Here is a 25660-nt window from a genome sequence, read left to right on the forward strand (position 1 = left end):
CCGCCGCCCCCTCCTCCCGCCAGCGCGATGCCGCTGGTTCTGGGCGGCGTGTTCGCGGCGCTGTTGGGCGGCGTGGCGGCGATGGTGGTGTTCCCGAACGGCTGGAACGGTGGCGATGGCGCCGCGCTGGAGCGTCGGATCGCTGCGCTGGAAAGCCGGCCTGTGTCGGGCGATCTGGAGCAACGCCTCGCCGCGCTGGAAGGCGCTGGCGGCAGCGACACCGGCCTGTCCGACCGGATCGCGGCGCTGGAGGCGAACCTGCCCGCCGCCGTGGACCTCACCCCGTTTGAGCAGCGTCTCGCCACCTTGGAAACCAGCGCGCCCAGCAATGACAGCGTCAACGCAGCCGTCGGTGCCCTGACCACCCGTCTGGCCGAGCTGGAAGCCGCCATTGACACCCGCGTCGCCGAGGGCGTGGCCACCGCCATGGCCGAGGAACGCGCGGCCGTCGATGCGCGCGCCGATGCGCTGGACGCACAGGCCGAGGATGTCGAGGCGCAGGCCGCCCGCGTCGAGGCCCGCGCCGCGCTGGCCGAGCTGATCGCCGCCGCCGAGTCGGGCGAACCCGCCGCCGAGGCCCTGTCCCGCCTGCCCGACGCGCCCGCGGCCCTTGCCCCGCTCGCCGAGGGCATCGCGCCGCTGGCCACGCTTCAGGCCGATTTCGCCCCCGCCGCGCGCGAGGCACTGGCCAGCCGGCCGATCGCACCCGATGCCAGCCTTGGCGAACGCGTGACGGCCTTCTTCAGCAATCAGACCGGCGCCCGCTCGCTGGCCCCGCGTGAGGGCGACGGCGTCGACGCCGTCCTGTCCCGCGCCGAGGCCCGGCTGCGCGCCGGCGACCTGCCCGGCACCTTGGGCGAACTGGATCTGCTGGACGGCGAACCCGCCGCGGCAATGGCACAATGGCGCACGCGGGCCGAGGAACGGCTGGCGGCGATGCAGGCGCTGGACACGGTCCAGACGCAACTGGACGGGGAGTAAGCTGCGATGTTCTGGACCGTTTTGAAGATCGTCCTCTTCCTCGCCGTCGTGGCGGGTCTGGTGATGGGGGTCGAGGCCCTCACCCAGCAGGAAGCCGGGCTGCGCATCGCCATCGCCAACACCGAGTTCACGCTGGGCCCGGTGCAGATGGCCATCGCTGCCATCGTGCTTCTGGCCGCGCTGTGGCTGCTGATGAAACTGGCCGGCCTGCTGGTCGCCACGATCCGCTTCATCAACGGCGACGACACCGCGATCAGCCGCTACTTTGAGCGCAACCGCCGTCGCCGGGGCCTGCAGGCCGTGACGGATGGCTTCCTCGCGCTGGCCGCGGGCGAGGGCGACAAGGCGCTGACCAAGGGGCGCAAGGCCGAGAAGCTGCTCGATGATCCGGTGCTGACCAACCTGCTGATCGCCCAATCGGCGCAGCAGAAGGGCAACGCGGCCATGGCCGAGGAATATTACAAGCGCCTGCTGGACGACGACCGTTCGCGCTTCGTTGGCGTGCAGGGGCTTCTGGCCCAGCAGGTCGAGGCCGGCAACCCGGTCAAGGCCCGCAAGCTGGCCGAGACCGCGCTGACCCTGCGCCCGGCCCATGCGCCGACACAAGACCGCCTGCTGTCCCTGCAATCCGAGGCCGGCGATTGGTCCGGTGCCCGCAAGACGCTGCTGGAGACCTCGCGCTCGGGCCGTCTGCCCAAGCCGGTGTTCAAGCGCCGCGATGCCGTGCTGACGCTGATGCAGGCGGAAGCCGAGGCCGAGAAGGGCAATGCCGCTCTGGCGCAGGATCTGGCGATCGAAGCGAACCGCGAATCGCCCGAGCTGATCCCCGCCGCCGTCATGGCCGCCCGCGCCCATGTGGCCAAGGGCAAACCCGGGCCCGCCGGCAAGGTCGTGCGCCGCGCCTGGAAGGCCAAACCGCATCCGGAACTGGCTCAGGCCTATGCCGCCATCGCCCCCGATGAGAGTGCCGTGCAGCGCGTGAAGCGCTTCGACAGCCTGCTGTCCGAGGCGCCGGGCCCCGAAGCGCAGATGACCCGCGCCGAGCTGCTGATCGCGGCCGAGGATTTCCCCGGCGCCCGTCGTGCCATCGGCGATCTGCACGAGACCCGTCCGACGCAGCGCGTGATGACCATCATGGCGGCGATCGAACGCGGCGAGGGCTCGTCCGACGCGGTGGTCCGCGGCTGGCTGGCGCGCGCGCTGATCGCCTCGAAGGGTCCGCAATGGGTCTGCGACAATTGCAAACACGAGCATGCGGCCTGGCAGGCGATCTGCGGCCATTGCGGTGGCTTCGACACGCTGTCCTGGACGGAAACCGCCGACACCTCGGGCCCCAGCGCTACCGGCACCGAGATGCTGCCGCTGATCGTCGGCGCCCTGCCTCCGGCCGAAGCCGAGGCCGCAGCCGCCGAAGCGGACCTGACGCCCGAGGCCGAGACCGTGCCCGAAGCGGAAACCACTGAGGCGGAACCGGTCGAGGCCGCACCGGAAGCCCCCACGGCCGAGGATGAAGCCCGCGCCGAGGCCGAGGTGATCGACCTCGCCCAGACCCGCCGCATGGGGCTGTAACGAAATCCCGCCCCGGCGGCCGAAGGGTGGCGCGGGGTTCGGCCTGCTTGAGGGTGAAAAAGGGGCTGGATACGGCCCCTGCCCTTTGCTATGAGCGGGCCATCAGCGCAGGTCTTGCACCTGCAGCACCGTGCCGGTGTAGCTCAGCTGGTAGAGCAACGCATTCGTAATGCGTGGGTCGGGGGTTCGAGTCCCTTCACCGGCACCATTTCTCCCCCCGAAAGAGCCTGCAGCCTGATCGCCCGGACGTGGCCTTTCCTCGGCATTGCCCGCGGGAGAGATTACCCCTCCGCGCGCCGGGCCTGAACAGTGGGGACGCCATGATTCGCCGTACGGAGCGTGTCCAGAAGCAGGGCGCGGTTCAGCGGCTTGGCGACGCAACCGATGAAGCCTTGATCCAGATAATCCTGCACCTGATGCGCCATCACATTTGCTGTGAAGGCGATGGTCGGCGGTAGGGGACGGCCGGTCTTCCCGGCCTCGGTGGCGATCTGGTTGCGCGCGGCAATCCCGCCGACGACCGGCATGGAGATATCCAGCAGGACCACGTCGAAATCCTCGTCGCGCCAAGCGTCGATGGCCTGCTGGCCGTCATTGACCAGCGTCAGCGCCACCCCGGTCCCGCGCAGCATGACCTCCAGCACCCGGCGGTTGGTCGCGTTGTCATCCGCCGCCAGCAGCCGCAGCCCTTGCAGATCCGACCCGACGAGGGCCTCGCCCGGCAGGTCGCGCTGCATCTCGCCCTCGGCCAACGGCAGGCTGATGGTGATCGACGTCCCCTCGCCGGGAACCGAACGCACATCGACCTCGCCCTGCATCAGCGTCACCAGATGCCGCACGATCGACATCCCCAAACCCGTTCCGCCATGGCGCCGCGCGATGGAGCCATCACCCTGCACGAAGGCATCGAACAGTCGCTGCAACTGCGCGGCGCTCATGCCCGAGCCGCTGTCCGACACCCGGACCGTCAGGGCAGAACCGGCAAGGTTGGTCACCTCGACGGCGACGAAGCCCTTCTCGGTGAACTTGATCGCGTTGCTGACGAGGTTGTGCAGGATCTGCCCGAAACGATGCACGTCCCCCTGCCGCGCCGGCCCCACCGGCGAGAGGCCGAAGATCTTCAGCGTCAGCCCCTTTTCCTCGGCCCGAAGCTGATGCAGCGCGACGGTCCGCTGCAGGGTTGCTTCCGGCTGGAAAGGGTTGGTCTCCAGCTCCAGCTTGTTGGCCTCGATCTTTGACAGGTCGAGGATGTCATTGAGAATGTTGTTCAAACTCTGCCCGCTCTCGCGGATCGTCGTCACCATCGCCCGTTGTTCCGGGTCGTGAACCTGGCTTTCCAGCACCTGCGCCATCCCCAGCACCCCGTTGAGAGGCGTGCGGATCTCATGGCTCATGTTGGCGAGGAAGATCGACTTCGCGCGGCTGGATTCGTCCGCCGCCTGCCGCGCCCGCTGCACCGAAGTCACATCAAGCCCCGCGCCGCGGTAGCCCTGCACCACGCCCCGGCTATCGACCAGCGGTGTCCCTGAGAGCTGCAACCAGATCTCGCCCCGATCTTCGGTCATCGCCAGACAGACGAAATCGCTGAAGGTCTGCCGATCGCGCATCCGCGTCTCCAGCCCGGCCCAATCGACCTCGGGCTGCAGCAGTGGGTCGGCATGCGCCAGATCCCGCAGCCTTTGACCCAGTAGGTGTTCGCGGTGGCGTCCGGTGATGTGCCGGTAGCTGGCCGAGAGATAGGTCAACCGCCCCTCGGTGTCCTGCTCCCAGACGAAACTGCGGCTGATGCGCGAAACGCTCTGATACCGGCTGTTGGTCTGCCCCCGCCGCCGCAGCGCGAGGTTCAGACGGCTCATGTGGTGTACGCGCTCTTCCAGCAGCCGCCCCATGACGAGGCTGGGAATGACGATCAGCGCCGCCCCGACCAGCAGCCACAGGCGCAGCGCCCACAGGTTCGGCGGCGTGCTGGTCCAGCCATTGGCAGGGATGGCGGACAGGACCCACGTACCAAAGGGGAGCGTGATCGGCATCTGCACCGGGTCGTGATCCAGAATCGTGGCGTCGCCAAAGAACACGTCGCCCACGGCCCCGGTGGCATCCGCGCCGCTCAGGGTCACCTGCAACGAAAGGCTGTCATCGGCGAGCCCCGTGGCGGCATAGAAACGCTCGGCATCGATGACCGAGGACACAAGGCCCCAGAAGCGCCCATCCTCGGTCCCATCGGCGACGAAGACGGGGAAGCGGCTGATGAAACCGATCCCGCCCTGCACCAGATTGACCGGCCCGGCCAGAACCAGCCGACCACTGTCACGGGCCAGCACGGCGGCATCGCGCTGTGCTTCATTCTCCAAGTAATTCAACCCGATGGCCGAGGCATTCCCCTCCATCGGATAGATGTAGCGAATGACCATCTCCGGCGCGGCCGCGAGGTTCCGGATCAGCGAGTCCTGTGTGGCCAGCGCGGCGGCAAGTTCCTCGAACCGGGCGGCGCCCATGTCGGGCTCGGTGATCAGCGTCGCGATCAACCCCCGCACCAGCTGGATGTTCGACGACAAAGTGCCTTCGATATGCGCGCGCAGGATGCTGGCACGGGCCGAGACATCCTGCCTGATGGCCTGCTGATGGACATTGCTGTTCTGCCACTCTGCAAAGGTCCAGAGCAGACAGACGACCACCAGAGAGATCGCCGCGGGAATATTGGTTACACGAACAAACCGTCGCAACCCACACTCCTATGCTTGCAATCCGCGACCGTGATTGTGGTCGCGGTTTCCTGTTCGATCAATCGCGGCGACACGTCAACATGACGGTGCTTAAGCCGGGTCGGAGTCATACGTCGTTTGGCACCTCGCAATGGCGGATCAGCCGCCACATTGCGGTAATGACCTACGTCCAAGTTCTTAAGGTCCGGATAACATGTCCAGAAATCTGCACGACAAGCTGCTGATTTCCGTCACGCAAGCGTGCAGCCGACGATGGTGACGGCCCGTTTTGTTCCTGATATGTTCACGCAAAATCAAGGAATCGAGCTGACCATGTCCCGACTGGATCTTGCCGGCAAACTGGGCATTCTGGCGGATGCTGCCAAATACGATGCCTCTTGTGCGTCCTCGGGCGCGCAGAGGCGCGATTCGAAAGGAGGGAAGGGTATCGGCTCGACCACGGGCAGCGGCATCTGTCACGCCTATGCCCCGGATGGTCGCTGTATCTCGCTGTTGAAGATCCTGCTGACCAACAGCTGCATCTTCGATTGCCACTATTGCATCAACCGGAAGTCCTCGAACGTGCGGCGGGCCCGCTTCACGGCGAAGGAGGTCGTGGACCTGACGCTGGATTTCTACCGCCGGAATTATATCGAGGGGCTGTTCCTGTCCTCGGGCATCATCCAGTCGCCCGATTACACGATGGAGCAGATCGTCGAGGTGGCGCGGTCGCTGCGTGAGGATCACCATTTCCGCGGCTATATCCATCTGAAGACCATCCCTGACGCGGATCCCGCGCTGGTGACGGCGGCGGGGGTGCATGCGGACCGGGTGTCGATCAATGTCGAGCTGCCGACGCGTGACGGGCTGACACGGCTGGCGCCCGAGAAATCCGAGGCGCGGATCGAAGGTGCGATGGACGGCATGAAACTGGCGATTCTGGACGGCAAGGACGCGCGGCAACGCTATCGCCACGCGCCGAAATTCGCGCCGTCCGGGCAGTCGACGCAGATGATCGTCGGCGCGGATGCGGCGACGGATCGGGACATCGTCGGGCGGGCGCATGGGCTCTATGACCGGTTTTCGCTGAAGCGGGTGTACTACTCGGCTTTCAGCCCGATCCCGGATGCCTCGGCGGTGCTACCGCTGAAGCGGCCGCCGCTCATGCGCGAACACCGGCTCTATCAGGGCGATTGGCTGATGCGGTTCTACGGGTTCCAGCCGTCCGAGGTGCAGGCGGCGGCGAATGACAACGGCATGTTGCCACTGGAGATCGACCCCAAGCTCGCCTGGGCGCTGAAGTTCCGCGACCTGTTCCCGGTCGATGTGAACCGCGCCCCGCGCGAGACGCTGTTGCGCATCCCCGGACTGGGGCCGCGCGCGGTGAAGAACCTGTTGGCGGCGCGGCGGCACCGGACGCTGACTTTGGAGGACGTCGGGCGGCTGACGACCTCGGTGACGAAGCTGCGGCCCTTCATCGTTACGGTCGATTGGCGGCCGGTGGCGCTGGCGGATCGGGCGGATCTCTCGGCCTACGTGAAGCCTAAACCGCAGCAGTTGGAGCTGTTCTGATGCATCAGGTCCGGCTCTCGCGTGAGGATGACGTCGACGGCTGGCGCGAGGCCGCGCGCGGTCTGGCGGCGGCAGGCGTGCCGGGCGAGAAGGTGCTGTGGCAGGTCGGCGAGGCCTCGGACGATCTGTTCGGCGGGGCGGCGACGCCCTTGCCCTCGGGCGGGACGTTGCGGGTGCCGAAGGCGTTTCTCGGCCTCGCCAACCGGGCGCTGCTGCATGCCGAGCCGCAACGCTGGGCGATGCTCTATGCGCTGCTGCTGCGTGTCTCTCGCCAGCCGGGGTTGCTGGGCGACCGTGCTGACCCGGCCTTGCGGCGGATCATGGCGCTGGAGGCGCAGGTGCGGCGCGATCTGCACAAGATGCACGCTTTTCTGCGCTTTCGGGAGTTGCGCGACGCCGAGGGGCCGCGCTTTGTCGCCTTCTACGAACCGGAACATCACATTGTCCGCGCCACGGCGGGCTTCTTCACCGGGCGTTTCACCAATATGCGATGGTCGATCCTGACGCCGAAGGGCTCGTTGCATTGGGACGGGGCGGTACTGACCGAGGGGCCCGCCGCCAGCCGCAAGGACGCGCCCGCGGGCGACCCAGTCGAGGCGATCTGGGGCCAGTATTACAAGGCGATCTTCAATCCGGCGCGGCTGATGACGCGGGCGATGCTGTCGGAAATGCCGAAGAAATACTGGAAGAACATGCCCGAAACCGCGCTGATCCCTGAAATGATCGCCGGCGCGCGTGGGCGGGAATTGAAGATGATCGAACGCTCGCTCAGCGCAGGCGTAGCGTCGCCAGAAACGCCAGCGCGGACATCAGACCCGCCGTCGCCAGACACAGTGGCAGCCCGCCGATCTGGTAGCTGACGCCGGACAGAAGCGTGCCCAGAAGTCGGCCGGCGGCGTTCGACATGTAGTAAAAACCCACATCCCGCGTGATCCGGCTGGCCTGCCCGAAGGCGAGGATCAGGTAGGAATGCACCGAGGAATTCACTGCAAAAACAAAGCCGAAGGCGAGGAGGCCGAGGATCACAGTGAGGGTCAGCCAGTCCTGCGGTCCTCCGGCGACCCAAGCGGCAAGCGCCAACACCAAGGGGATCGGCACTAGCAGACCGGCCCAGCGGATGGCTTTCGCGACCGTGTCGCCGCCGTTCAGGATGCGCGGCGCGAAGGCCTGCACCGCGCCATAGGCGATGATCCACAGGGCCATGAAGCCGCCGACGACGAAGAAGGCCCAACGGCGACCCTCGGGCGTGCCGTCCGAGAGGACCATCTGGAAATAGACCGGGACACCGACCACGAACCAGACGTCGCGCGCGCCGAACAGGAAGAGGCGGGCGAGCGAGAGGCGGTTGACCCTCGGGTCCTTCGACCGCCAGCCGTCGAATTTCGCGCCCTTGTCCTTGGCAGGCAGGCCCTGCGGCAGGAACAGCGCGACGGCGATCAGAATCGCGGTCAGAACCACGGCCATCATCCACAACGCCGGGGTGAAGCCCAAGACGGCCAGCAGCACCGCGCCGAGGAAGAAGCCCGCGCCCTTCACGGCATTCTTCGAGCCCGTCAGCACGGCGACCCAGCGGAACAGCCCGCCCTCGGGTGCCAGCAGTTTCACCGCGGATTTCGACGACATCTTGGCCAGATCCTTGGCCACGCCGGACACGCCCTGTACCGCCATGACGAAGATCACCGAGGCGGCGACGGACCAGCCAGGGTCGAGCTGGGTCAGTGCCAGAAGCGCCCCGATCTGCAAGGCGAGCCCCGCATAGAGCGTCGCGGCGAGGCCGAAACGGGCGGCAAGGAAGCCTGCATAGAGGTTCGTAACGATGCCGGCGACCTCGTAGAGCAGGAACAGCCAGGCCAGCTGCACGGGCGAGAAGCCCAGCGCGTTGAACTGCAAGAGCACCAACATCCGCAGCGCGCCGTCGGTGAGCATGAAGGCCCAATAGGCGGCGGTCACGGCAGCATAGGCGCGGAGGGGGTACGAAGGGCTCATGCGTCAGGTCCGGGTGGTGGGGGCGGAACCGGGGGCTGTCTGCCCCGGACCCCCGAGGATATTTTTGGAGCAAAGATGAGGATCAGAGGGCCGCGGCGACCATGCGGGCGATGTCGCCGAGGCGACAGGCATAGCCCCATTCGTTGTCGTACCAGGCGTAGATCTTCACCTGCGTGCCGTTGATCACCATGGTCGAGGGCGCGTCGATGATCGAGGAGCGCGCATCGTTGGTGAAGTCGGAGGACACGAGGGGGCGGGTCTCGTAGCCGAGGATGCCCTTGAGCGGGCCCTCGGCGGCGGCCTTGAAGAGGGCGTTGACCTCCTCGGCGGTGGTCTCGCGGGCGACCTCGAAGACGCAATCGGTGAGCGAGCCGTTGAGCAGCGGCACGCGGACGGCGTGGCCGTTCAACTTGCCCGTGAGCTCGGGGTAGATCAGCGTGATCGCGGTGGCCGAGCCGGTGGTCGTCGGGATCAGGTTCGTCAGGGCCGAGCGGGCGCGGCGCATGTCCTTGGCGGGGCGGTCGACGATGGTCTGGGTGTTGGTCACGTCATGGATCGTGGTGATCGAGCCATGGCGGATGCCGAGGCCCTCGTGGATCACCTTGACCACCGGGGCGAGGCAATTGGTCGTGCAGGAGGCGGCGGTGACGAGGTGGTGCTGCGCCGGATCATAGAGGTCGTGGTTGATGCCGTAGACGAGGTTTAGCGCGCCGCCGTCCTTCACGGGCGCCGAGACCACGACCTTCTTCACGCCGGCGTCGAAATAGGGCTGCACCTTGGCGCCGGTCTTGAACACGCCGGTGCAGTCGATCACCAGATCGACGCCCATGGCCGTGAGGGGAAGATCCTCGAGCCGTTTATGGGCGGTAAGCGCGATGCGGTGGCCGTTGATCGTCAGGGCCTCGGGCTCGGGCGTGATGTCGGCCTTCCAGCGGCCATGAACCGAGTCGAATTCCAGAAGCAGCGCGTGTTGGTCGGAATCGCCGACCGGGTCATTGAGCAGCACGATGTCGCCGGCGATGCCGGTGTCGATCAGGTCGCGCAGGACCAGTTTGCCGATGCGGCCGAGGCCGTTGAGGGCGATGCGGGGCATGTCTTACTCCGGGGTCGAGAGGGCGTCGACGCGGGCCTGCAGGGACAGGCGGTCGAGGCGGTCAAAGGGCAGCGCGACGAAGGCTTCGAGGCGCTGGCGAAGGGCGTCATAAGTGCGGGCGAAGGCGGATTCCGGGTCCGGGGCACGGGCCGGATCGGGCAGGCCCCAATGAGCGCTCAGGGGTTGTCCGGGCCAGGGCGGGCATTCCTCGGCGGCGGCGCGGTCGCAGACGGTGAAGACGAAGTCCATCGGCGGGCTGTCCGGCGCGCGCAAGGCCTCGAGCGGCTTCGAGCTGAGGCCCCCGGTCGCGTGGCGGTGCTTCTCCAGCGTGCGCAGCGCCCAGGGGTTCGGCGAATGCATCGGGTGCAGGCCGGCGGAATGGGCGATGAAGCGGCCCTTGCCGAGGTCACGCAGCAGGGCCTCGGCGAGGATCGAGCGCGCGGAATTGGCGGTGCAGAGGAACAGCACATGGAAAGGCCGTTTCGGCAGCGGGTCGGCGGCCAGCGCGCGGGCGCGGCCGGCATCGAGGGCGAGATACTCGGCCAGCGCGGCGATCTGCCCGGCCTCGGCCCGGTAATAGAGGCTGCGCCCCTGCCGTTCGACCTGCACCAGCCCCGCGCCCGCCAGGTCGGCGAGGTGATGCGAGAGGGTGTTGGGTTTCAGGCCCAGCGCCGCGGCGATCTCGGTCGGACGGACGCCCCGGGGGGCAAAGCGCATGAGGAGGCGGAACACCGAGAGGCGGTCCGGGTGGCCGAGAGTGGCAAAGGCGTGGCTGGCGGCTTTCGTTTCCATGATTCCTGAATAGTGGAATCACTTGAGCGACGCCAGTGAAGGTTTTGTAACAGGCGCTCTATTCTTGTCCGTCGGCGTAGAGGTCCAGCACCTGATCCTCCAGCAGCCCGCCCAGCGCGACGAAGCGCGACTCGGGGCCGAGGAAGTCGCACAGGCTGAGGTGCGGGAAGGCGAAGTACTTGTCGGGCACGTTCTGCTGGCGCGCGGCAAAGATCACGCGGTCGATCCCGGCGAAGCGCATGGCGGCGAGGCACATCTCGCAGGGTTGCAGCGTCGAGAGCAGGGTGCAGCCGGAGAGGTCCGCACTGCCCAGCGCCTGCGCGGCGCGGCCCAAGGCGACGATCTCGGCGTGTTGCGTCGGGTCGGGCAGCAGGTGGACGTGGTTCACCCCCTCGGCGATCACGCGGTCGCCCTTCATCAGCGCGGCGGCGATGCCGGCCTTGCCGGGCTCGTGCGAGGCCTCATGGGCGCGGCGCACGAGGGTGTGCATGGCGGCGCGTTCGGTGTCGGTCAGGCGGTTCATGCGACCTCGGGCAGGATGCGGGGCTGGCCGGTGGCGATCAGCGAGCGGATCGCCTCCATCTTGGCGATCACCGTGGGGGTCAGGACGAAGGGATAGAAGGTCTCGTGCCCCATGGCCTGATTGACGGCGTTGAGCGCGACCGACAGGTCGATCCACGCTTCGGCCAGCCGTTGCATCGGGATCGCAGCCAACCCCGGCAGGTCACGCGGCAGGTCGGCGGGGACAAGGCCGAAGGCGCGGGCGGTCTCCAGCCCGTCGAGGACATGCAGCACATGCGCCCAGGTTTCGGCGAAGTCCTCCCACGGGTGGGCGGTCGCATAACTGGAGATGAAGCTCTGCTCCCAGCCGGCGGGCGCGCCCTCGGCGTAGTGGCGTTGCAGTGCCTCGGCGTAATCCTGCGTCTCGTCGCCGAAGACCTGCCGGAGGGCGGTCAGCCGGTCGGGATGGCCGTCGGTCAGCACGTCCTCATAGTGATGCGCGACCTCGTGGCGGAAATGGCCGGCGAGAGTGCGATACGGCTCGCCCATCGCGGCACGGGTAGCTTCGCGGGACGCATCATCGGCCTCGGCGATGTTGAGGGTGATGGTGCCGTTGGCATGGCCGGTCAGGACGCGGGGCGCGGCCTCGTCCTGCGGGTCGGCCTTGAACTCGAACACCGGGGCGGGGCGCTGGTCGGCATCCGTGAGCGGCAGGCCGAGGTGGTGGAGGGCGCGGATCAGGGGGCGCTTGGCGGCCTCGATCTTGGCCCAGGCCTCGGCATGGCCTTCGACGGAGAGGTCGGGCACGACGCTGGTGTGCAGGCAGGACAGGCACAGCCCGCCCTCGCCCTCGGCGGCCCAGTTGCAGCCGATCACGTCCCGGTTCGCGCAGGCCAGCGCGCCCTCGGTCGAAGGGGAGAAACCCTCGCCCGGCGCGTAGATCAGTTGGGTGCCGCAGGACAGGCAGGCGGTGTTGGCGAAGAAGACCTCGGATTGGCACGAGGGGCAGGCGAAGCGGCGCATGATTTCCCTTGAGAGCAGCGGTGCGGGTGCCAGATTAACCCCCGAGACGAGGAATGGTTGCCCTGATGCCTGAGGATTTCACCGACCTGCTGATCCCGCGACCCGAGGGGCTTTTCTGCGCCGCAGGCGGGTTCTTCATCGATCCGGTCCGCCCGGTGGAACGAGCGCTCATCACCCACGGGCATTCGGACCATGCGCGCTCGGGCCATGGCGCGGTGCTGGCCTCGCGTCAGACGCTCGACATCATGGCGATCCGCTACGGCGCCGATTTCGCCGGCAGCACGCAGGTGGCCGAGGGGGTGATGCGGCTGGGCGAGGCCGAGGTCAGCTTCCATCCCGCCGGGCATGTGCTGGGCTCCTGTCAGGTCGCGGTGACAAAGGGCGGGGTGCGGGCGGTTGTCTCGGGCGATTATTCCCGCGTGGCGAACCCGGCCTGCGCGCCGTTCGAGCCCGTGTCCTGCGATCTGTTCGTGACCGAGGCGACCTTTGCGCTGCCGGTCTTCACCCATCCCGATCCGGCCTCCGAGATCGCCAAGCTGCTGGCCTCGATGGCCGCGCAGCCCGAGCGCGCGCATCTGATCGGCGCCTATGCTCTGGGCAAGGCGCAGCGGGTGATCATGCTGCTGCGGCAGGCGGGGTACGACGCGCCGATCTATATCCACGGGGCGCTGCAGCGGCTGTGCGAGTATCATCTTGAGCAGGGCATCCCCTTGGGCGAGCTTCGCCCGGCGACGATGGACAAGGCCGAGGCGAAGGGGTTGCGCGAGGCGGTGGTGATCGCCCCGCCCTCCGCCTTCGCGTCGCCTTGGGTGCAGCGTTTCGTCGATCCGGTGATCGGCTTCGCCTCGGGCTGGATGCAGATCCGGGGGCGCGCGCGGCAACGGGGGGTGGAGTTGCCACTGATCCTCTCGGACCATGTGGATTGGCCGGACCTCACCGGGACCTTGCGCGAATTGAACCCTGAGGAGTTTTGGATCACCCATGGCCGCGACGATGCCCTGATGCGCTGGGCCGAGCTGGAGCAGCGCCGCGCCCGGCCGCTGCATCTGGTCGGCTATGAGGAGGAGGCGGAATGAAGGCCTTCGCCGACCTGCTGGAGCGCCTCGCCTTCACGCCCGGCCGAAACGCCAAGCTGGCGCTGCTGGAGGCATTCTTCCGCGCGGTCCCCGATCCCGACCGCGGCTATGCGCTGGCCGCGCTGACCGGGGGTCTGGAGACAGGACAGGCCAAACCCGCCCTTTTGCGCGCCTTGGTCGGCGAGCGGGTGGACCCCGAGCTGTTCCAGATGTCCTACCATTATGTCGGCGATCTGGCCGAAACGATCGCGCTGATCTGGCCCGCCCGAGGCCAGCCCCGCGATGTGCCGCTGACCGAGGTGGTCGAGACCCTCTCGGATGCCGGCAAGACCGAGGTTCCGGGCCTGATGGCGCGCTGGCTCGACGCGCTCAGCCCCTCCGAGCGGTTCGCGCTGATCAAGCTGGTGACGGGCAGCCTGCGGGTGGGGATCTCGGCCCGGCTGGCGCTGACGGGGCTCGCGCGGATCGGCACCGTGCCGCTGGAAGATATCGAGGAGCTCTGGTCCGGCTTCACCCCGCCCTACGCCCCGCTGTTCGACTGGCTGGAGGGCGGCCCGCGCCCCGAGGTCACCGCCCGCGCACCCTTCCGCCCGGTGATGCTGTCCACCCCAGTGACCGAGACCGACCTGCCCTCGCTGAACCCGTCGGACTATGCCGCCGAGTGGAAATGGGACGGCATCCGCGTACAGGCCGTGTCCGAGGGCGGCCTCGCGCGGCTGTACACACGGACCGGCGAGGATATCTCCGACAGCTTCCCTGACATCGTTGAGCGGATGCGGTTCGACGGCGCGCTGGATGGCGAGCTGCTGGTGCGGCGGGGGACCGAGGTCGCGCCCTTCTCCGATCTGCAGAAGCGGCTGGGCCGAAAGTCGCCGTCGAAGGCGATGTTGGCGAGTCACCCCGCCGCGCTCAGGCTCTATGACGTGATGGTCTGGCAGTGCGAGGATCTGCGCCCCCTGCCTTGGGCCGAGCGCCGCCCGCGTCTGGAAGCGGCGATTGCCGGACTGGCGGAGGACCGCTTCGATGTGTCCGAGCGCCTGCCCTTCGACGACTGGCACGCCTTGGCCGCCCTGCGCGCCGATCCCCCGGCCGCGGTGATCGAGGGGGTGATGCTGAAACGCCTCGACAGCGCCTATACCGCCGGGCGTCCGCGCGGGCCGTGGTTCAAATGGAAGCGCGACCCGAAGGTGGTGGATGCGGTGATCCTGTATGCCCAGCGCGGGCATGGGAAGCGTTCCGGCTTCTATTCCGACTTCACCTTCGGGCTCTGGGACGGCGACACGCTGGTGCCCGTCGGCAAGGCCTATTCCGGCTTCACGGATGAGGAGCTGAACAAGCTCGACCGCTTCGTGCGCAACAACACCATCGACCGCTTCGGGCCCGTCCGGTCGCTCAAGGCGAAGCTGGTGGTCGAGGTCGCGTTCGAGGGGCTGAACCGCTCGACCCGGCACAAATCCGGCGTGGCGATGCGCTTTCCCCGCATCAGCCGCATCCGCTGGGACAAGCCGGCCGAGGAGGCGGACCGGCTCACGGCGCTGACGGATATCCTCGATGAGGCCGGCCAGTGACCCTTCCCGAGCGTTTCATCGACTGGTTCGCCTCGCGGGGCTGGCAGCCGCATCCACACCAGCTGGCGCTGCTGGCGGCGACCCGGGATACGCTGCTGATCGCGCCGACCGGCGGCGGGAAGACGCTGGCCGGGTTCCTGCCCTCGCTCGTGGATATGGCCGAGGGGGCCGAGGGGCTGCACACGCTCTACCTCTCGCCGCTGAAGGCGCTGACGGCGGATATCGCCCGCAACCTCGCCGCCCCGGTCGCCGAGATGCGCCTGCCGATCCGCATCGAGGATCGCACCGGCGATACCTCCAGCGCCAAGCGCGCGCGGCAGCGGGTCGATCCGCCGAACATCCTGCTGACCACGCCGGAATCCTTGGCGCTGATGACAAGCTATCCCGAGGCGCCGAAGATCTTCGCCAATCTGAAGCGCGTGGTGGTGGACGAAATCCACGCACTGGCGGACTCGAAGCGCGGCGATCAGACCATGCTGGGGATTGCCCGGCTGAAGACGCTGGCGCCGGGGCTCATCGTCACCGGGCTGTCGGCCACTGTCTCGGACCCCGAGGCGCTCGCGCAGTTCATGGGGGGCGCCGAGGTCCTGCGCGCCGATCCCGGCCCCGCGCCGGACATCGCTCTGCTGCCCACCCGTGCCACCGCACCCTGGGCCGGCGGCAACGCGCATTACGCCGTGCCCGATGTGATGGAGGCCGTGGCCAAGGCCCGGATGACTCTGATCTTCGTCAACACCCGCGCGCAGGCCGAGCTGTTCTTTCAGGCGCTCTGGGAGAACAACCCCGACAACCTGCCGATCGGCCTGCACCACGGCTCGCTCTCGCGCGAGGCGCGGCAGCGGGTGGAGCAGGCAATGGCCGAGGGCGCGCTCAGGGCCGTGGTCTGCACCGGCTCGCTCGATCTTGGTATCGACTGGGGCGATGTGGATCTGGTGCTGCAGGTCGGCGCGCCAAAGCTGGTGACGCGGCTGGTGCAGCGGATCGGGCGGTCGAACCACCGCTACGACGCGCCCTCCTGCGCGCGGCTGGTGCCGGCCAACCGCTTCGAGGTGATCGAAAGCGTCGTTGCGCTGGAGGCCGTCGCGGCGGGCAATCTGGACGGGCAGCCGCACGGACCGGGGCCCTTGGACGTGCTGTGCCAGCACATCCTGCTGACCGCCTGCGCCGGGCCGTTCGAGGCGGATTCTTTATTCGAGGAATTCCGAAATGCTGGCCCCTACCGCGCTCTGACGCGGGCGGAGTTCGACGCCTGCCTCGATTTCTGCGCCACCGGGGGCTATGCGCTGAAGGCCTATGACCGCTGGCAACGGCTGATGGAACGAAAGGGCCTGTGGTATCTGCGCGACCCGCGCGCGGCGAAGCTGATCCGCATGAATATCGGCACGATCACCGACCCCGAGCAGCTGAATGTCCGCATGGCGCGGTCGCGGGGCGGCGCGCCCCTCGGCACAGTAGAAGAAAGCTTCGCGGCCTCGCTGGAGCCCGGTGACACTTTCCTGATCGGCGGCCGCGTCGTGGCCTTCGAGCGCCTGCGAGAGATGATCGTCGAGGTCGCCAACACCCCCCGCAAACAGCCGCGCATCGCCGTGTTCAGCGGGGTGAAGATGGCCTCGTCGTTGCAAGTCTCGCATCAGGTGCAGGCGCTGATCGGTGATCCCAGCCAGTGGGCCAAGCTGCCCGAGGACATCCGCGACTGGCTGGAGACGCAGCGCCGCCTCTCGGTCCTGCCGCGCGCGGGCGTCTTGGCCTGCGAGACCTTCCCGCGCGGCGACCGATGGCATTTCACGATCTACGGCTTTGCCGGCCGCAACGCGCATCAGACGCTGGGCCTGCTGCTGACACGGCAGATGGAAGCGCTGGGGCTGGGGCCGCTGGGCTTCGTGCCGACCGATTACGCGCTGATGATCTGGTCGGTCGATCCGGTCGAGGACGCGGCCGCGCTGCTAAACGCCGATAGCTTGAGAGAAGGCCTCGACGGCTGGCTCGCCGGCAATTCGCTGATCAAACGGACATTCCGCTCGGTGGCGACCATTGCCGGGCTCATGCAGCGCAACCTGCCCGGCCAGCGGCGCTCGGGCAAGCAGGCGACCTTTTCCTCGGACATCATCCATGACACCCTGCGCCGGCACGACCCCGATCATCTGCTGTTGCGCATCACCCGAGACGAGGCGCGCCGGGGTCTGGTGGATTTCGACCGGATCGAGGACATGCTGCGCACCAATCCGACCATCGACCACGCCCACCCGCCACATGTGACCCCGCTGTCGGCGCCCTTGGTGATGGAGATCGGCCGCGTCTCGGTCGAGGGCGAGGGGCGCGAGCGGATGATGGCGCGCGAAGCCGAGGCGCTGATGCGCGAGGCGGGCCTCGCATGAAGGTCGATTTCGCGGGCCAACAATTCGAGGCGCGTCCGGCGGGGACACTTTGGTGGCCCGAACGGCGCTGGCTGATCGTGGCGGACCTGCATCTGGGGAAATCGGCGCGGATGGCGGCGCGGGGCGGATCGCTGCTGCCGCCGCACGAGGATCAGGACACGCTGCTGCGCCTGAAGGCCGAGATGGAAGCCCTGCCCGTCGCGCGGCTGGTCAGCCTTGGGGATGCCTTTGACGACGCGCTTGCCCCCGAGGCGATGCGCGCGCCGGACCGCGCCTTGCTGGAGGATCTGGCCGGGCGGTGTGACTGGACATGGGTCACCGGCAATCATGACCATGCCGCCGTGCCGGGGCTGGGCGAGATTATTTCGGAAATATCCGAAAAAGCTATGACCCTGCGCCATATCGCTGGCGAGGGCCCCGATATCTCGGGCCATTACCACCCCAAGGCGCGGCTGGGAGGCACGACGCGGCCCGCCTTCCTCATTGGCCGGGCGCATCTGGTGCTGCCCGCCTTCGGCACCTATACCGGCGGTCTCGATTGCGACGGGCCGGTGCTGTCCGCGCTTGTGGGGCCGGGGCTGGCATTGCTGACCGGCCAGAACCTGATTGCACGTCCCCTGGGCCTGCCAACGAAAAGGAAGCGGGCATGAGGATGGGAACCGCGATGCCACCGCGCAACCTGAAATGGCGGGCGGCGAAGCGAGTGGTCGGCAAGATGTATTCCGAGATGGTGCATGACCAGATCGGCCTTTTGGCCGCCGGGATCGCCTTCTACGCGCTGTTCGCGATCTTCCCGGCGATGGCCTCGGTGCTGGCCATTCTGGGGATGTTCTTCACCCCCGACGAGATCACCGGGCCGATGGTGCAGGCGACGGCCTCGATGCCGCCCAGCGCGGCGCAGTTGATCCTTGAGCAGGCGAATTCCGTCGTCGGCGCGAACAAGTCCTCGCTGGGCGTTGCAGCGGGGGTGGCGCTGGTCGTGGCGCTTTATTCCATCGCGCGGGGGATGCGGCATCTGGTGCAGGGGCTCAACGTGGCCTTCGACCGGCGCGAGACACGGGGCTTCTTCCTGCGATGGGCAACCATCGTCGTGCTGGCCGTCTTCGTCGTGGCCGGGGTGCTTTTGGGCATGGGCTCCATAGCGGTGATCCCGGTCATTCTGGCGCTGGTGCCGCTGGATGTGGACACGGCTGCGGTGATCTCGTTCTCGCGCTGGGTGGCGCTGTTCGCGATCAGCACCTTGGGCATCGCGGTGATCTATCGCTTCGGCCCGGACCGGCGGCACCATCGCTGGCACTGGACCCTGCCGGGCGCGGTGTTTGCCTGCCTGTTATGGGTGATCGCCTCGGCCGGATTCTCGATGTATGCCGAGAATTTCGCCAGCTATCAGCAAAGCTTCGGCGCCTTGGCCGGGGTGGTGGTGCTGCTGACATGGCTGTGGCTGTCGGCCTATGTGCTGTTGCTGGGGGCCGAGCTGAACGCGGCGCTGGAGCACACCTTCGGCAAGTCCGGGGACGGCAGCGATGTGCCTCCCCAGACCATGGCCGAGACCGCCAGCGAGGCCGTCCCGGCGGATTGACCGATCAGAAATTGATGACCTTGTGGACGCCCAGATCCGGCGTCTCGTCCTCGTTCATATTCGCCTTCAGGATCTCGAAGCCGAATTTCACGAGGCTGTCCGACGAGCCCCACATCGCCGCATCGACCAGATCGAGGCGCAGCATCGTCAGGTCCGGATCGTCCTTTCCGCCCTTGAACCATGCGGCGGCGACCGGGGACCAGTAGTCCTCCAGCTTGGCGCGGTCCAATTCCTCGGTCAGATGGCCGCGCAGGCAGGCGTCGAAGCCACGCTTCTCATCCGTCAGGCAGAACATGGCGGGCGCGCCCGGGGCCAGCATCCGCACGAGGTCGGTCTGCTTCGAGGTCAGGAACCACAGGCGGTTGCGGTCCCAATCGGCGTAATGGGTCATCGGCTGCATGTGCTGGCCGGAATTCTCGACGCCCAACATGCCGGCACGAAGCTTGTCCAGATGCTCGATCAGGGCGTCACGGGGATGGGCAACGATGTTCGCATAGGCATTCATCGGCTGTTCCTTTCGCTGTCTAGCTGTTGCTGCGACAACGTCCGGCCCTCACCCCCGTTCCTTCACGCTTTTGCGCCTCAGCGGGGATCCGCTGCCCGCTGGCCGGTCTGGCGCTGGCGGTCGGCCTCGGTGTCTTGCGGCAGGGGTGGAGTCCAGCCACGCTCGGTCCGTTCGCGGAAGGCTCCGCCCGAGGCGCCGAGTTCGATATCCGTCATCAGCTCGCGCGCCAGCTTGATGTATTCGGGGTTCTCGGTCTCGGGGATCGCGGGGTCCCAGACCTGCGCCAGCTCATAGAGCGCATGGCGGTCGGCATCGACGAAGGCGCGCGACAGGCGCTCGGCCTCGAACGGATGCATGCCCAGCGCCTCGTAGGCCGAGCGCCCGGCGCGGACGGAGCTATCGAAGGTCTCGCGAATGATATCCCGCGCGCCGGCCTGATACAGGCGATAGACATGTCGACGGTCATGGGCGCGGACGATCATATGCACATGCGGGTGGTTGTGGTGGACGTAATGCACCATCGCCTCGTTCTGATCGGGATCATCCAGCGCGACGATCAAGAGCTTCGCCTCGCCGATGCCGGCAGCGGTCAGCAGGTCGGGGCGGGTGGCGTCGCCATAGAAGCCGTTGATCCCGAAGGTGCGCAGCATGTCGAGCTGGCCCGCCGAGTGATCCAGCACCGTGGTGCGATAACCCGCGGCGAGCAGCATCCGGTTGACGATCCCGCCATAACGGCCGTGGCCGGCGATGATGATCGGATGCTGCTCGGTGATCTCGTCATCGTCGCGGTCGGTGGGGCGGTCGAAACGGGGGCGGATCACCCGCTCGTAGAAGATGAACAGGCCGGGCGTCAGCATCATTGACAGGGTGATGATCAGGTTGAGCGTGGGGGCCATCGTCTCGGGCAGGACGAAATTCGACACGGCGAAGGAGGTCAGCACGAAGCCGAACTCCCCCGCCTGCGCGAGGCCGAGGCCGAAGAGGTATTTCTGGCTGCCCCTCAGCCCGAACCCGAAGCCGAGGATCAGAAGCACCAGCGCCTTTGCGGCCATCACGGCGATGGTGAGGCCGAGGATCAGGAACAACTCGTCCCAGAGCAGCGCGAAGTTGATCGCGGCGCCGACGGTCATGAAGAACAGGCCCAGCAGCAAGCCACGGAACGGGTCGATGTCCGATTCCAGCTCGTGCCGGTACTCGCTGTTCGCGAGCACCACGCCGGCAAGGAAGGTGCCCAGCGCCGGCGAGAGGCCGACCAGCGTCATCAGCAGCGCGATGCCAACGACGAAGGCCAGCGCCGTCGCCACGAAGATCTCGCGCAGGCGGGCCTTGGCGATGTAGCGAAACAGCGGCCGGGTCAGGAACATGCCGCCCGCGATCACCAGCGCGATGGCGCCGGCGGTGACCAAAGCGGCCTGCCAGCCCTCGATATCCGCGACCAGCGACATCGAGGGGCCGTGGCCGTCCTCGCCCGCGTGATGCGCGCCGGGGATGGCCAGCAGCGGCACCAACGCGAGGATCGGGATCACCGCGATGTCCTGGAACAACAGGACCGAGAAGCTGGCCTGCCCGCCATCGCCGCGCATCAGCCCCTTCTCCCCCAAGGTCTGCAGCACGATCGCGGTCGAGGACATGGCGAGGATCAGGCCGATCGCCAGCGAAATGCGCCAGTCCAGCCCGAAGACGATGCAGGCCCCGGCCACCAACGCCGTGGTCCCGGCGACCTGAAGCCCGCCAAGGCCCAAGAGGCGGTTGCGCAGCTCCCACAGGCGCTTGGGCTCCAGCTCCTGCCCGACGAGGAACAGCATCATCACCACCCCGAATTCGGCGAAATGCTGGATCGAGACGACATCGACCTCCAGAAGCGTCAGCACCGGACTGAGCGCGATCCCGGCGATCAGGTAGCCCAGAACCGAACCCAGCCCCAAAGCGGTGGCGATGGGGACGGCGGCGACACCGGCGGCGAGGAACAGGAAGGCGAGGAGCAGGAAATCGGACATGACTCAGTTGATCCCGATCAGCGGCAGCGTGTCATGGGTGAGGATATCGGTGGTCTCGGCGGCGCGCAGGTCCAGCCGTTCATCGCGCAAGGCCCCCAGCAGCGTGCCGAAGCCCAGCGCATGCGCCGCCGGATCGCGCTTCAGCGCGCCGTGGAAGACATAGGGCGCAAGGAAGCGCATCTGCGCCAGACGGGCGGTCTGCTCGAAGGGCGTGAGGAAGGTGCGCAGCTCGAAATGCTGGTAGCCCTCGGCCGAATAGGCCTCCTGCGGGCCGCCGGTGGTCACGGCCAACAGCAGCGTCTTGCCCTTCAGCTTGTCGCCGCCCTGACCATAGGCGAAGCCATGCTCCCAGACGAGGTCGAGCCATTCCTTCACCAAGGCCGGGCAGGAATACCAGAACAGCGGGAATTGCAGCACGATCACGTCATGGGCCAGCAGCCGCGCTTGTTCCTCGGCGATATCGATGTCGTAGCGCGGGTATTCGGCATAGAGGTCGACCTGCGTGATCCCTTCCAATCCCCGCACCACGCGCAGCATCGCGCGGTTCGCCTGAGAGCTGGAGGGCGCGGGATGCGCAGCATAATGCAGGAGGCGGGCCATGGGTCGTCCTGTGATGGTGTACGCTAATGTGCGACCCCGGGCGCGCCGGGGCAATGGCCGCGTTGCAAGACCGCCTGTCCTGCGCGATGTTAGCGCCGGACAGGGAGGGAGGCCCCGATGAAACGCTCACGGATCAACCGGATCATGGCCGAGGCGGACGAGTTGATCCGCCGCCACGGCTTCGTGTTGCCGCCCTTCGCCCGCTGGACGCCCGATCAGTTCCGCCAGAAGGCCGATCTGGCCCGCGCGGTGATCGACGCGCGCTGCGGCTGGGACATCACCGATTACGGCGCCGGGGATTTCGACCGGATGGGCCTGTTCCTGTTCACCCTCAGGAACGGGCGGCTTGAGGATCTGCAGGCGGGCCGCGGCATGTGCTATGCCGAGAAGCTGCTGATCTCCGGGCAGGAGCAGCTGAGCCCGATGCATACCCATGCGCTGAAGGCCGAGGATATCATCAACCGCGGCGGCGCGACGCTGGCGGTGCAGCTTTATGGCTCGGATGACCACGGCGCCTTTGCCGAGGATCGCGGCGGCAGCGTGCGCTGCGACGGGATCCGCCGCGATTTCGCCCCCGGCGAGGTGCTGCGCCTCCAACCCGGCGAGAGCGTCACGCTGATGCCCGGCGACTGGCACGCCTTCTGGGGCGAGGGCGGCGATGTGCTGGTGGGCGAGGTCTCGACCGTCAACGACGACGAGACCGACAACATCTTCAAAGACCCGATCGGTCGCTTCGCCACTATCGACGAGGACGAGCCGCCCACGCATCTTCTGGTCAGCGATTATCGGCACTGGCTGGGCTGACCCTCGGCCATTGTGCAAAAAACTGCACTCTGCGAAGTATCTTCTTGCAATGCGGGTCCGCTTTTGCACTATATCGCATCAGCGGCGGCGCAACTCTGCGCCCGGCCCTGTGGAGGGGGCTGTGTCCGCGCGGAGGACATTGCCATGAACGAGAACGCAGCCGTCTATTTCGTAGACCGCCACGTAACCGAGGGACGCGGGGCCAAGACTGCCTTCCGCGAGGCAGACGGCGCCCAGCGCAGCCTGACCTATGCCGAGCTTGCCGATCAGGCCGCCCGTTTCGGCGGGGCGCTGGAGCGCCACGGCGTCCGGCGCGAGGAACGCATCGCCATGGTGGTGCGCGATCAGCTGGAATTCCCGGTGGTCTTCTGGGGCGCCCTGAAAGCCGGCGCGATCCCGGTGCCGCTGAACACGCTGCTGTCGTCCTCGGTCTATGAGGCGATCCTCAATGACAGCCGCGCCTCGATCCTCGTGGTGTCGGAGCAGCTGTGGGACGTCGTGAAACCCGCGATTGACGGCAACCGCTTTCTGCGCGCCGTGGTGGTGATCGGCGGTGAGCGCAGCTGCGACGGCACCGAATGCGTGAATTACGACAACTTCATCAAGGGCGCGAACGCCATCGAGACGGTCGAGGCGCATGGCGATGAGCTGGCCTTCTGGCTCTATTCCTCGGGCTCGACCGGCGTGCCGAAGGGCGTGCGCCATGTGCATTCCAGCCTCAAGGCGACCTCGGACACTTTCGGCGCGCAGGTGCTGGGCATCCGCGAAGACGACACCGTGTTCAGCGCGGCCAAACTGTTTTTCGCCTATGGCCTGGGCAACGGCATGTCCTTCCCGATGTCCGTCGGCGCTACGGCGGTGATCTTCTCGGGCCGTCCGACGCCGGACGCCGTGTCCGACATCCTCGCGCAGGAGAACCCGACGATCTTCTGCGGCGTGCCGACGCTCTATGCCGCGATGGTCGCCGCGCAGGAGAAGAAGGGCACCGCGCCTGAGCATTGCGTGCGGCTCTGCACCTCGGCCGGCGAGGCCCTGCCCCGCGATATCGGCGAGCGTTGGGAAAAGCTCTGGGCGGCCGAAATCGTCGACGGCGTCGGCTCGACCGAGATGCTGCATATCTTCCTGTCGAACCGTCCGGGCGACATCGTCTATGGCACTTCGGGCGTGGCCGTGCCGGGCTATGAGGTCCGGCTGGTCGACGAACACGATGAGGATGTGGCCGAGGGCGATGTGGGCGAATTGCTGGTTCGCGGCCCGTCCAGCGCCGAGGGCTACTGGAACCGCCGTTCCAAGAGCATGAGCACCTTCCAAGGCCATTGGACCCGGACCGGCGACAAGTATGAGCGCACGGCGCAGGGACGTTTCGTCTACTGCGGGCGCACGGATGACATGTTCAAGGTCTCGGGCATCTGGGTCTCGCCCTTCGAGGTGGAACAGGCGCTGGTAGAATATCCGGGCATTCTCGAAGCCGCCGTCGTCGCCCGCCCCGATGAGAAGGACCTGATCAAGCCCGCCGCCTTCGTGGTGCTGAAGGACGGCGCACAGATCGACCCCGACGCGCTGAAAGAGCATATCAAGGGCAAGATCGGCATGTGGAAATACCCGCGCTGGGTCACCGTGGTCGAGGAACTGCCGAAGACCGCGACGGGCAAGATCCAGCGCTTCAAACTGCGCGATCTGGAGGCTGCGGAATGATCGATTGGGCTTCGGGGAAGGGCTGGCTGACCGCTGGCGGCAAAAGGTTGGAATGGGCCGCCTGGGGCGCGCGTGACGCGGGCCCGGTGATCGTGCTGCTGCACGAGGGGCTCGGTTGTCTGGCGCTGTGGCGGGACTTCCCCGCGCGGCTGGCCAAGGCGACCGGCCTCGGCGTCTTCGCGTTCTCGCGTGCGAATTACGGCCAGTCCGACGCCGGAGATCTGCCCTTCCCGGTGGATTACATGACCCGTCAGGCCAAGGACGTGCTGCCCGAGGTTCTGGACCAGATCGGCGCCGCGCGATTCGTGCTGATGGGCCATTCCGACGGCGCCACCATCGCCGCGGAATATGCCGGGCGGATCGAGGATTTCCGCGTTCGGGGCCTCGTGTTGATGGCGCCGCATGTCTTTACCGAGCCGATGGGTCTGGCCGAGATCGCCCGCGCCGGCGAGGCCTTCGGGCCCGAGATGGGCGCCAGGATGGGCAAGTATCACCGCGATCCCGAGGCGACCTTCCGCGGTTGGAACGATGCTTGGCTCAACCCCGACTTCGCCAGCTGGGATGTGAGCGAGATCATCGACTATCTGCGCATCCCGACGCTGGTGATCCAAGGGCAGCAGGACCAATACGGCACGATGAAGCAGGTCGAGGAATTCGAGACCCGCTCCTATGCCCCGGTCGATGTGCTGGCCTTGGACGATTGCCGCCACGCGCCGCAGTTCGACCAGCCCGAGGCGGTTCTGGACGCCGTCCATTTCTTCACCGGGCGGCTGATGGCGCATGAGGCCGCCGAGCCGGAAGGCGTGTGACCGCCCTCCCGCCCGCGCCGCATTACCCGGGCCGCAACCCGCGCCCGGACCCTTCCCTGTTCGCCCCGGCCTTGTCAGGGCTCGAGGGCCTGACCCCCACTGAGCTGGCCGCCAGCCCCGCCTTTGCCGGGGGCTTGGCGGCCTTTCGCGCGGGCTTCTACTGGGAAGCGCATGAATTCTGGGAGGCCGTCTGGTCCGCCCTGCCGCAGGCCTCGGCCGAGCGGGAACTCCTGCGCGGGCTGATCCAGCTGGCCAATGCCGGGCTGAAGCGCCGCATGGGCCGCGAAGGCGCCGTCGCGCGGATCCTGCCCCTGGCCGAGGCCGCGTTGCGCGAAGCCCGGCGCCGCGGGGGTGAGTCGCTGATGGGGATCGATGCGGCGGTGCTGTTAGCGCTGCAGGTCCGGATTCAGGATGAAACTGCAGTATAGTGCAA

Annotated in this window: 22 protein-coding genes and 1 tRNA gene; 14 read left to right on the forward strand and 9 right to left on the reverse strand. The window is 67.4% G+C overall.

The features are described 5' to 3' along the window. The 3 genes from BCY78_RS18225 to BCY78_RS18235 form a co-directional block, all read left to right on the forward strand. The coding region (locus BCY78_RS18225; protein ID WP_255403150.1) for a COG4223 family protein at positions 1-981 on the forward strand (981 nt) is incomplete at its 5' end. A 6-nt stretch (positions 982-987) separates the two neighbouring features. Continuing rightward, positions 988-2550, forward strand: coding sequence for a heme biosynthesis protein HemY (locus BCY78_RS18230; protein ID WP_068304740.1), 1563 nt, complete (start codon positions 988-990; stop codon positions 2548-2550). Positions 2551-2682: 132 nt separating this feature from the next. Continuing rightward, a tRNA-Thr gene (locus tag BCY78_RS18235) sits at positions 2683-2758 on the forward strand. 73 nt (positions 2759-2831) lie between these two features. Here BCY78_RS18235 and BCY78_RS18240 read toward each other — a convergent pair. Beyond that, on the reverse strand, positions 2832-5273 hold the full coding sequence (locus tag BCY78_RS18240) for an ATP-binding protein (protein ID WP_139103219.1): 2442 nt from the start codon (positions 5271-5273) through the stop codon (positions 2832-2834). A gap of 312 nt (positions 5274-5585) precedes the next feature. On the opposite strand from BCY78_RS18240, the gene BCY78_RS18245 reads away from it, so the two are divergent. Both BCY78_RS18245 and BCY78_RS18250 read left to right on the forward strand, forming a co-directional pair. After that, a complete protein-coding gene (locus BCY78_RS18245; RefSeq protein WP_068304839.1) occupies positions 5586-6824 on the forward strand; it encodes a putative DNA modification/repair radical SAM protein in 1239 nt (412 codons plus the stop codon). Next, positions 6824-7684 (forward strand): TIGR03915 family putative DNA repair protein, encoded by an 861-nt coding sequence (locus BCY78_RS18250; protein WP_068304743.1) that lies wholly within the window; start codon positions 6824-6826, stop codon positions 7682-7684. Before BCY78_RS18245 ends, BCY78_RS18250 begins: the two co-directional genes overlap by 1 nt. Here the strand turns inward: BCY78_RS18250 and arsJ are convergent. The 5 genes from arsJ to BCY78_RS18275 all read right to left on the reverse strand — a co-directional run bounded on the left by arsJ (position 7593) and on the right by BCY78_RS18275 (position 12219). Next, on the reverse strand, positions 7593-8810 hold the full coding sequence (gene arsJ, locus BCY78_RS18255) for an organoarsenical effux MFS transporter ArsJ (RefSeq protein ID WP_068304744.1): 1218 nt from the start codon (positions 8808-8810) through the stop codon (positions 7593-7595). The two genes, BCY78_RS18250 and arsJ, sit on opposite strands and share 92 nt — an antisense overlap. Positions 8811-8892: 82 nt before the next feature. Beyond that, on the reverse strand, positions 8893-9903 hold the full coding sequence (locus BCY78_RS25880; RefSeq protein ID WP_068304745.1) for an ArsJ-associated glyceraldehyde-3-phosphate dehydrogenase: 1011 nt from the start codon (positions 9901-9903) through the stop codon (positions 8893-8895). Positions 9904-9906: 3 nt separating this feature from the next. Further along, a complete protein-coding gene (locus tag BCY78_RS25885; protein WP_068304747.1) occupies positions 9907-10695 on the reverse strand; it encodes a metalloregulator ArsR/SmtB family transcription factor in 789 nt (262 codons plus the stop codon). A gap of 58 nt (positions 10696-10753) precedes the next feature. Next, positions 10754-11218, reverse strand: coding sequence for a nucleoside deaminase (locus BCY78_RS18270; RefSeq protein WP_068304749.1), 465 nt, complete (start codon positions 11216-11218; stop codon positions 10754-10756). Beyond that, positions 11215-12219, reverse strand: a complete 1005-nt coding sequence (locus BCY78_RS18275) for a putative zinc-binding metallopeptidase (protein WP_068304751.1) — start codon at positions 12217-12219, stop codon at positions 11215-11217. The genes BCY78_RS18270 and BCY78_RS18275 overlap by 4 nt, the downstream gene beginning before the upstream one ends. A gap of 53 nt (positions 12220-12272) precedes the next feature. On the opposite strand from BCY78_RS18275, the gene BCY78_RS18280 reads away from it, so the two are divergent. Genes BCY78_RS18280 through BCY78_RS18300 form a run of 5 tightly spaced genes read left to right on the forward strand, consistent with a single transcriptional unit; the run spans position 12273 to position 18817 of the window. Beyond that, positions 12273-13295 carry a ligase-associated DNA damage response exonuclease gene (locus BCY78_RS18280; protein ID WP_233499437.1) on the forward strand — a complete coding sequence of 341 codons (1023 nt, stop codon included), beginning with the start codon at positions 12273-12275 and terminating at the stop codon, positions 13293-13295. Further along, positions 13292-14863, forward strand: coding sequence for a cisplatin damage response ATP-dependent DNA ligase (locus BCY78_RS18285; RefSeq protein ID WP_068304753.1), 1572 nt, complete (start codon positions 13292-13294; stop codon positions 14861-14863). Before BCY78_RS18280 ends, BCY78_RS18285 begins: the two co-directional genes overlap by 4 nt. Continuing rightward, positions 14860-17238 (forward strand): ligase-associated DNA damage response DEXH box helicase, encoded by a 2379-nt coding sequence (locus tag BCY78_RS18290; RefSeq protein WP_068304754.1) that lies wholly within the window; start codon positions 14860-14862, stop codon positions 17236-17238. The genes BCY78_RS18285 and BCY78_RS18290 overlap by 4 nt, the downstream gene beginning before the upstream one ends. Continuing rightward, positions 17235-17888 carry a ligase-associated DNA damage response endonuclease PdeM gene (pdeM, locus tag BCY78_RS18295; RefSeq protein ID WP_068304756.1) on the forward strand — a complete coding sequence of 218 codons (654 nt, stop codon included), beginning with the start codon at positions 17235-17237 and terminating at the stop codon, positions 17886-17888. The genes BCY78_RS18290 and pdeM overlap by 4 nt, the downstream gene beginning before the upstream one ends. Then, entirely contained in the window at positions 17885-18817 is a 933-nt protein-coding gene (locus BCY78_RS18300) for a YihY/virulence factor BrkB family protein (RefSeq protein ID WP_068304758.1), read from the forward strand. Before pdeM ends, BCY78_RS18300 begins: the two co-directional genes overlap by 4 nt. Positions 18818-18821: 4 nt before the next feature. Here BCY78_RS18300 and BCY78_RS18305 read toward each other — a convergent pair whose 3' ends face one another. The 3 genes from BCY78_RS18305 to BCY78_RS18315 all read right to left on the reverse strand — a co-directional run bounded on the left by BCY78_RS18305 (position 18822) and on the right by BCY78_RS18315 (position 21919). Next, positions 18822-19322, reverse strand: coding sequence for a pyridoxamine 5'-phosphate oxidase family protein (locus BCY78_RS18305; RefSeq protein ID WP_068304760.1), 501 nt, complete (start codon positions 19320-19322; stop codon positions 18822-18824). 77 nt (positions 19323-19399) lie between these two features. Then, positions 19400-21319, reverse strand: coding sequence for a cation:proton antiporter (locus BCY78_RS18310; RefSeq protein ID WP_068304762.1), 1920 nt, complete (start codon positions 21317-21319; stop codon positions 19400-19402). 3 nt (positions 21320-21322) lie between these two features. Beyond that, complete coding sequence (locus BCY78_RS18315) at positions 21323-21919, reverse strand: NAD(P)H-dependent oxidoreductase (RefSeq protein ID WP_068304764.1); 597 nt, start codon at positions 21917-21919, stop codon at positions 21323-21325. A 117-nt stretch (positions 21920-22036) separates the two neighbouring features. Between BCY78_RS18315 and BCY78_RS18320 the strand changes: the two genes are divergently transcribed. The 4 genes from BCY78_RS18320 to BCY78_RS18335 all read left to right on the forward strand — a co-directional run bounded on the left by BCY78_RS18320 (position 22037) and on the right by BCY78_RS18335 (position 25655). After that, positions 22037-22723, forward strand: a complete 687-nt coding sequence (locus BCY78_RS18320; protein ID WP_068304766.1) for a D-lyxose/D-mannose family sugar isomerase — start codon at positions 22037-22039, stop codon at positions 22721-22723. A gap of 144 nt (positions 22724-22867) precedes the next feature. Then, a complete protein-coding gene (locus BCY78_RS18325; protein WP_068304768.1) occupies positions 22868-24418 on the forward strand; it encodes a benzoate-CoA ligase family protein in 1551 nt (516 codons plus the stop codon). Beyond that, on the forward strand, positions 24415-25227 hold the full coding sequence (locus tag BCY78_RS18330) for an alpha/beta fold hydrolase (RefSeq protein ID WP_068304770.1): 813 nt from the start codon (positions 24415-24417) through the stop codon (positions 25225-25227). Before BCY78_RS18325 ends, BCY78_RS18330 begins: the two co-directional genes overlap by 4 nt. Then, entirely contained in the window at positions 25224-25655 is a 432-nt protein-coding gene (locus tag BCY78_RS18335) for a DUF309 domain-containing protein (protein ID WP_068304772.1), read from the forward strand. The genes BCY78_RS18330 and BCY78_RS18335 overlap by 4 nt, the downstream gene beginning before the upstream one ends. The last annotated feature ends 5 nt before the right edge of the window (positions 25656-25660 follow it).

It is taken from the genome of Pararhodobacter sp. CCB-MM2, assembly GCF_001691415.1.
In the GTDB taxonomy this organism is placed as follows: Bacteria; Pseudomonadota; Alphaproteobacteria; order Rhodobacterales; family Rhodobacteraceae; genus Pararhodobacter.